This window comes from Planktotalea sp. (assembly GCF_039984035.1).
Classification (GTDB): Bacteria; Pseudomonadota; Alphaproteobacteria; order Rhodobacterales; family Rhodobacteraceae; genus Planktotalea.
The window spans coordinates 1-5,985 of record NZ_JBDWVM010000242.1; the positions used below are offsets into that span (position 1 = coordinate 1).

The 5,985-nt window shown below is 53.1% G+C and carries 7 protein-coding genes; 3 read left to right on the forward strand and 4 right to left on the reverse strand.

Features of this window, described 5'->3' with window-relative positions:
- Positions 1-333 (reverse strand): DJ-1/PfpI family protein (locus tag ABJQ89_RS10960; protein ID WP_348496276.1); only part of this gene is annotated, 333 nt, incomplete at its 3' end.
- A gap of 120 nt (positions 334-453) precedes the next feature.
- Here ABJQ89_RS10960 and ABJQ89_RS10965 point away from each other — a divergent pair.
- The 3 genes from ABJQ89_RS10965 (at position 454) to ABJQ89_RS10975 (ending at position 3,819) form a co-directional block, all read left to right on the forward strand.
- On the forward strand, positions 454-1,005 hold the full coding sequence (locus ABJQ89_RS10965; RefSeq protein ID WP_348496277.1) for a cysteine hydrolase family protein: 552 nt from the start codon (positions 454-456) through the stop codon (positions 1,003-1,005).
- Positions 1,006-1,130: 125 nt separating this feature from the next.
- Entirely contained in the window at positions 1,131-2,414 is a 1,284-nt protein-coding gene (locus ABJQ89_RS10970) for an insulinase family protein (RefSeq protein ID WP_348496278.1), read from the forward strand.
- A 1-nt stretch (position 2,415) separates the two neighbouring features.
- Positions 2,416-3,819 carry an insulinase family protein gene (locus ABJQ89_RS10975; protein ID WP_348496279.1) on the forward strand — a complete coding sequence of 468 codons (1,404 nt, stop codon included), beginning with the start codon at positions 2,416-2,418 and terminating at the stop codon, positions 3,817-3,819.
- A 22-nt stretch (positions 3,820-3,841) separates the two neighbouring features.
- On the opposite strand, the gene ABJQ89_RS10980 is transcribed toward ABJQ89_RS10975, so the two are convergent.
- The 3 genes from ABJQ89_RS10980 to ABJQ89_RS10990 all read right to left on the reverse strand — a co-directional run.
- Positions 3,842-4,285, reverse strand: coding sequence for an SRPBCC family protein (locus ABJQ89_RS10980; protein ID WP_348496280.1), 444 nt, complete (start codon positions 4,283-4,285; stop codon positions 3,842-3,844).
- The gene (locus ABJQ89_RS10985) at positions 4,282-5,130 is read right to left on the reverse strand and encodes a phosphoenolpyruvate hydrolase family protein (protein WP_348496281.1); all 849 of its coding nucleotides are present in this window, start codon (positions 5,128-5,130) and stop codon (positions 4,282-4,284) included. The genes ABJQ89_RS10980 and ABJQ89_RS10985 overlap by 4 nt, the downstream gene beginning before the upstream one ends.
- A gap of 12 nt (positions 5,131-5,142) precedes the next feature.
- On the reverse strand, positions 5,143-5,985 hold an 843-nt coding region (locus tag ABJQ89_RS10990; protein ID WP_348496282.1), incomplete at its 5' end, for a Tm-1-like ATP-binding domain-containing protein.

The following is a 5,985-nucleotide window of genomic DNA, read 5'->3' on the forward strand; positions in this document are numbered from 1 at the left end:
AAAACAGGTTTTAAGTTCATCCTCCAGCGCCCAATGCGTTGTCACAATGCGCCCATCAAGCAGACCGGCATGACCCAGCCAGAACGCTCCAGCACAGGCAGAACACAGGCTTGCACCGCCAGCATGTTGCTGTTTGATCCAGCGGTGCAGCGCCTTATCCTTATCGCCGCGCACGCCCGTGAGGTTCGGCGGCAAAACGATTGCGTCGAATTGATGTAGCTGCGTCAAATCTGTTGTGCTCAGAACCTTGAAACTCAACTGGGGAACGCCCGCCTCTGCAGCGAAACGGTTGGCCATGCCCAGCAGGTCCTCAAGCCCGAGAACTGCGGACATTTGAACACCTTCATAAGCGATCAACGCGAAACTTGGCACATTTGGCACATTACTTGTCATATGCGCCAATATGAAAACTCTGGGTCATCTGCGCAAGTGTCCATCATAGGAGACAACATCATGACACACAGCGCACTCATTCTCATCGACATACAGAACGATTATTTTCCGTCTTTCCCTGCCGCAAAATACCCGCTTCCCCACATGGAGGCCGCGGCAGAAAATGCAGCGCTTTTGTTAACCAAAGCGCGCAAGGACGGTGTTAAGATCATCCATATTCGCCACATCTCACCCTCTACCAACGCCCCGTTCTTTCACCCCGGCACTGCAGGAAGCGAAATTCACCAAAGCGTTTCATCCCAGAAAGGCGAAATCGTCGTTCACAAAGCGCGGCCAAACAGTTTTCAAGGCACAGAGCTTGGCGCGATCTTGGAACAAGCAGGCATCAAAGAGCTAACCATCTGCGGCGCCATGAGCCAGATGTGCGTTGATGCAACTGCGCGCGCGGCCGTCGACTTCGGTTACAAGGTTACGCTCGTCCATGATGCATGCGCAGCCGCAAATGCAACATTTGGCGAAGTAAGCGTGCCAGCGGCGCAGGTACATGCTGCGATTATGGCACCGCTCGCCGCGAGCTATGCGCAGGTGATCGCGACCCGAGACTATTTGTAAACAGGCGTTGCCGCGCGAAACCTAATTCATAACGAACGCGTCATTTGCTTCAAACAAGCCCTAAGAAACTTGCGCTACCGCTCAAAACACCTAAGGTTTTGAGAAATAGAGACTTAGGAATAGCATTGTTAAAAGTAATCGCGTTCGCATTCGCGTTGGTTTTGGGCACACAAGCGCAGGCCCAAGAGATCATTTCACTAAACGATATCGGCGGACTTCATTCGGCCTATGTCATCCCTCGGGATGACTTAGACCGTGTGGACGTTCAGTTGATTGTTTTGTCAGGAGCCTATGACGACCCCTACCCTTCGGGCACAGCGCATTTCACCGAACATCTTGCTGCGTTTTCTGCCGACGCAACGGTCCTGCGCCAACCACGCACGCGCGATCTGTTTGCCAAAACCACCTCGGTTGCGTCCGTCTATACCAATTCAGGAACGCCGGATGAGTTCGACCGCCTGATGAAACTATCGCGCGCGCTGCTTGATCCGCCAAACTTGCCGCTTGATTTCATGCAAAGTGAAATCAAAATCGTTCAGCGTGAAACCCACCTGCGCGAGCGTCAATATTCCACGCGCTGGCTGACGCGGCGCGCCTTGCAAAATCTCTATCAGTCCAAAAACGGACGCGCGAATAACGCGGTTGAAGACTTGCCAAAACTCAACCTTGAGGCCGCGTTAAAGTTCCACCAAGAACACTATGTCGCCTCCAACGTCACCTTGCTTATTTCTGGAAAAATCGATCCCGAAACTGCGGCCTCTATGGTCACAAAGTACTTTGGGGAAACAGAGAAAACCACGCCACCTGCCAAACCTTGGTTAGAGGCCAAGCCCGATCCAAGCCATCGATCCATTGAAGAACTCACTTCTGATCGTTTGGCCAACAACACGCTCGTTTACAGCAAATTTATCGACCTCAAGGACGTGGAAACCAGCGTCAATATGCAGGGGACGTTTTTCATCGGGTCAACGATTTACATGAACCGCATCGACAAGGCCCTGATGTATGATGTGCTGGATTATGGCTCTGTCGATATGGGGTCATATTTTGCGAAGAACGGCGATTTAGAGGTCACGATGATCTTGGTTCCTTTGCCGCATGTCACGCTCGAAAAAGCGCTAGACACCGTCGAAAACACCATTGCGCAACTGTTGGAGGCGCCTCTAACTCAAGAAGAAATCGAAGCCGCGCGTAAGCAAAACATGATCAGCGCCCAAAACGCCGCGCGCAGTGTGACCAGTTTTCTGAATTTCCTGGAGAACGTGGCAGCGGATGGGTTTCCGCCAATAACGCCAGGAAGTTACGCGCAAATATTGGAAGACACGAGCGATGAGGAGGTGAAGGATTTTCTAAACAGTTTCGTCGCCCCTGCCGCGACGTCTGCCCTACTCGCGCGAAAGGGAGATTGATATGCGCGCGCTCAAGAAAACCTGCATCGCTGCCCTTCTTTGCTACAACGCTCTCTTTACCGCGCAATCTGCTTCGGCAGATTTGGTTGCCGTCTCTGGCGAGCAGACGTTCATAACGCTTAAACCAATGGCAAATGGCCTGAGCTCTGTAACGCTCGCGTGGCCTCTGGCGCGGTTGAGTGCGCAAAAATTGCTGGCACTGCGATCTGGGCTTGTGGCGGTCATGGGAGCTGGAACCGAAGACCTGTCCCCTTACGAGGCCAAGTCACATCGCAGTTTGAACGGTCTAAATTTCGAAGTGACAAGCGACGGCGCTAACCTGATGTTAACCGCGACATCACCGACGACGACCTTCCCTGCTTTGATCGCGCATCTTGAGGATGTCCTCAGTACAAAAGACTTCCCGATTGAACGTTACAAACGTGAACTTATCCGTTTGCAGCCTCAAATCGTAACCAAGAACCGCCGACCGAAGGACGTGATGGCCGTTCTTGCGCACAACATTGCTTTGCCAAGCGAAGAGCTTGACGAACCGCTCGAAAATTTCGAATTCAGCTTCGGACGTCCCAAGCAAGTTATTATGCGCAGCCCGGACACAGCGCATAAACCCCTCGTCGAAACGTTTCTGAAAGACTTACCACTTCGTTCTTCAGGAGCCGTCGCGCAGCTGTGGCGCAAGCTTTCTTTGGTGGAGGTTGCGACAAAACTAAATCAGCTTGAAGACCCAGATTTCACGCTCCCCAAAGGGGTTATTCATCTGAACGATCCAAGCTCCACGGAAATGATGATTGTTCTGGTCCAGGCCCAAACCTTTGAAGATGAAGTCGCTCAAGTCAGCGCCAATCTTCTAATGAATTATATTGGTGCGCATCAAGGTTCGGAAATGTTTCGTATCATCCGACAAGAATTGCGCGCGGCGTATAACCCAAGTTCGTTCTTCGAAACGGCAGGCAAGAACAAAGCACTGATGGCCTTAAGTGCAACTGTAGCGGCCGAAGAGTGGCCAGAGCTGTTGGAGCAAATCAAAGAAATCTACGAAAACGTGCGCATGGGAGATATTTCCAAGGCGGGCCTTGAGACCGTAAAGGACAGGCTTGCGCGCAGGTACAGTCACAGCTTCGCGACCAATCCGGTTTGGACAGCCCACAATTTGCTGCGCGAATATCCCATCAAAGTTGAAGGCGAAATTCGTTTGCCCGTGTTTTCGGCCGTCGTCGAATTCGATGTCGCCTCTATCATCGATAGCCCAGACGAACACCTTCCCTTGATCGAAGACTATCTCGTTATCCTCGTAGGTGGCGGAGCGGAGCCAAGTGAAGAGCTGCGCAAAAACGGCTATTGCGCGCTTACGCCAAGCCAACCGCTCAGCCACTGCTTGGATGTTCTAAAGGGGGCAAAGCCTTAACGCTTTGCCCCTCTTGGGATTGTTAAGATTTGAAGCTCTCTTCGAGTGCGCGAAAGCCCCCGATAAAGACATCATCCTCAACAAAGGCGTGCCATTTCGCCTCGTCGCCATCGCCTGCTTCGAATTCTGCCCACCACTCGGCAAAGGTTTCGCCGCGATCTGTCACCGCAGAAAACTTCATTTTTGCAACGTAGTTCACAAACGGCAAAGGGCCGCCGGGCAACATGTCGTAGGTCAGGCTGCGCTCCACATTTGAAATTTCAAGCAGCGTCTCGCGAATGCGCCCGCTGCCATCGGTCAATGCAAAGTTGCGCACACAGCCGACTTCGCCATTCGCGTGCCCTTCTTCAATGCCGCTATCTGTCGCCGCTGGGTGCCAATTGGGCAGCCCGTTGAAATCGCGCACACGCTCCCAAACCAGATCGATGGGCACAGCGATGAGTGTCGAAGAATATGCTTTGATCATGTGACTTTGTCTCCGCGCTTCAATTCGCCAAAGGCTGCAACTTGCTGTGTGATAGCGCGCTCAGTTGGCAGGCGTTCCATCGACGAGGCACCGTAAAATCCATGGCAATCTGGGCAAAGGTTTAGGAACTTCTGCGCGTCTTCAGGTTCAGCCAAAGGACCACCATGGGCGATGAAAATCAAATCATCACGTACGGATTTCGCAGCGTCGGACCATTCGCGATAAAGGCGCGCGCATTCGTCGAAGTCTGGCGCTGTATCATCGGCTCCGATACTGCCCCCTGTCGTCAGACCAAAATGCGCCACGATAATATCTGCCCCCGCCTTAGCCATGTCTGCCGCATTTTCCGCGCTGAACACATAGGGCGTTGTCAGCATGTCTTTCTCATGCGCCAAGGCGATCATATCCACCTCTTGGGAATAGCTCATGCCTGTTGCCTCGCATTCCGCGCGAAAGCGGCCATCGATCAAACCCATCGTTGGAAAGTTCTGAACACCCGCAAACCCGAGCGCTTTGAGATCATTCAAATGCTTTTCCATGATACAAAACGGATCAGTCGCATTCACGCCTGCCAAAACGGGCACTTTCTTCACGACGGGGAGCACTTCGTGCCCCAGCTCTTTAGCGATCTCATTGGCATTGCCATAAGACATATATCCCGCCAGTGATCCGCGTCCGGCCATCCGATAACGACCAGAATTGTAGATCACGATCAAATCAATTCCGCCTGCTTCCTCGCATTTTGCGGAAAGGCCGGTTCCCGCGCCGCCGCCGATCAACGTTTGGCCGGACTCCAGTTTAGCACGCAGGTTGGCTAGGATAGTTTGTCTATTCGTCTCGGGCATTAACGTGCCTCCTTATTGGTCAATCGCTTTGAATTCGGACACAGCAAGCGCTGCAAATTCGGGGTCATTGAGATGCATATCCACCTCGATCAATTTGCGTTTCTCAGTTTGTACAACCGTATCACGCAATGCAGAGAAAAGCGCATCATTCGCGGCAGGGTCCCAGAAGGGGCCACCTTCGATATCCAGTGCAGACACGCCGCGCAGGGGCAGCAAGAACCGTACCTCACCGTCGCAGGCGTTCAGCTTATTGCCGATCCAACTGCCGATCTCGTGACATTCCTCAGGGGTCGTGCGCATCAAGGTAATCTGTGCGTTGTGCACGTAAAGGTTTCGATCCTTGAATTTCTCAGGCACGGTTTCGAGGGCCCAGAAGTTCACCATATCCAGCGCGCCGCAAGACCCGACATAGGGCACTTTTGATCGCGCAATTGCATCAAACCGCTCTTCACCCGCACAGAGCACCCCGCCCGCGAGCATATCGCAAACCTCGGTCGTTGTGATGTCGAGTACGCCGCTGATGCTGCCCTGATCCACGAGCAGCTCCATAGCGCGCCCGCCCGTGCCTGTCGCATGAAAGACAAGGCAATCAAACTCATCTTCAAGATGGCCTACCATCTGCTGAACCGCAGGTGTTGTGACGCCAAACATCGACATAACAAGCGCACGGCGGTCATCCGCAGAGGCAGGCACGTCATAGTTCATCATTCCCGCCAGCGCGTGAGCTGCATTGCCGAGCAACTGACGCGACACACGGTTCAAACCCTGAACATCAGTCACAGGGTGGAACATGTTGATATCGGACGCCCCGACAAAGCCAGAGACATCACCAGAAGCCAGCGTCGACACTAAGGC